The 1,689-nt window shown below is 60.7% G+C and carries 1 pseudogene; it reads left to right on the plus strand.

The window, feature by feature from the left end:
* A pseudogene (locus NW819_RS05915) lies at window positions 1–1,689 on the plus strand (chromosome segregation protein SMC); the annotation flags it as partial.

Genomic DNA, 1,689 nt, shown 5'->3' on the forward strand with positions numbered 1-1,689 from the left:
AACATCCTGGATGGGATCCTGTTCGCGCTGGGTTTATCGTCCTCGCGGGGGATGCGGGCAGAGAGGCTTTTGGATCTGGTGCATTCCGGCAGCCTCAACGGCAATCGGCAGGTGGAAACCCACGTTTCCGTCACCTTTGAGCTGGGGCCGGGAGAAGATGGCCAGCCCAGGGAATGGAAAGTCAGTCGCCGGCTGCGGGTCAAGCCCGGAAAGGCTGAGGATCCCACTCGCGATAGCGGGACGGATTCTCTCCCCTACACCAGCACTTTCTACATCAACGATGTGCCCTGTACCCTGAGCGAGCTGCACGAACAACTGGAGGCGATGCACATCTACCCCAACGGCTACAACGTCGTTTTACAGGGGGATGTCACCAGCATCATTTCCATGCACCCCAAGGAACGGCGGCAGATCATCGACGAATTGGCGGGGGTGGCCACCTTCGACCGCAAGATCGCCCAGGCCAACAGCAAGCTGGAGGCGGTACGGGAACAAATTGAGCGCTTTCGGCTCATCGAACAGGAATGGCAAGCCCAGGGAGAACGGCTGCTCAAAGAGAGCGAAAAGGCTCAACACCATCAGCAACTGCGGCTGCAGTTGCAAACGCTGGAGCAGCAGCAACAGGTGTTGCTTTGGCGGCATTTGCAGGCCCAAGTGGAAGAAACCCAGGCGGCCATTCAGCGGTTTCTGGAAACTCAGGAGCAGGCCACCGCTCAGGTGCAGACCTTGAACGATCATTTGCAACAGGCCGAAGCCGCCCTGGCCGAGTTGCAAAGCCGCATCCACGCCCTTGGAGAGGAGGAATACCTGCACCTGCAAGCCCAGATTGCCGCCGCCGAAACACAACGGCAACAGGTCAGCCAACAGATCGCAGCCTGGCAGCAGGAGATCGAGCAAGCGCAGCGCCTACATCAGGAGCGGCAAACCCAACAGCAGCATCTGCAGGCGGAGCTGGAACACCTGCACAGCCAACAGGAGCAACTGGCCCAAGCCCAGGGATCCCTGCAGGCCCAGGTTCAGAAAGCCCAAATTAGCTTGGAACAGAGCCGCGAACAGCTGCGCGCCCTAGCCCAATCCGCCGATGCCTGGGTGAAACAGCAGCGCTACCTCACCCGCCACATTGAGGAACTCCGCGCTGAACAGGAGCCTCTCCAACAGGAGCAAATTCGCCTGCAAGAGCGACAACGGCAACTGGAACGACAAAGCCAAGAGATCCAAGCGGAGATTGCCCAGATCGAGGCGTGGCTGGGATCCCACCTGGCCCTCACCGCCGAGCTGGAACACACTTGCCGACAGTCGGAAGCTCAGGTTCAAACTTTGGCCCAAGAGCTGGCGCAACTGCAGGCCGGCCTGGAGCTGGATCGCGCCACCCACGAGCGCCTGGCCGCCGAGCTGCACGCCAAGCAGCGGCAACTGGACAAATGGGAAACCCGCCGCCAAGTGTTGCAAGAATCCCAGGGATCCCGGGCGACCCAAGCCATCCTGAGTGCCCGTCTGCCGGGGGTTTTGGGGTTGGTGGCCCAGTTGGGGCAGGTGGATCCCCAGTATCAACTGGCGCTGGAGATCGCGGCAGGGAACCGGCTGCACTTTGTGGTGGTGGAGGATGACACCGTGGCCGTGAGCGCCGTCAACTTTTTGAAGCGGGAAAAAGCCGGACGCGCCACCTTTTTGCCCTTGAACAAGCTCCAG

It is taken from the genome of Synechococcus sp. R8-2, assembly GCF_047461715.1.
In the GTDB taxonomy this organism is placed as follows: Bacteria; Cyanobacteriota; Cyanobacteriia; order Thermostichales; family Thermostichaceae; genus Thermostichus.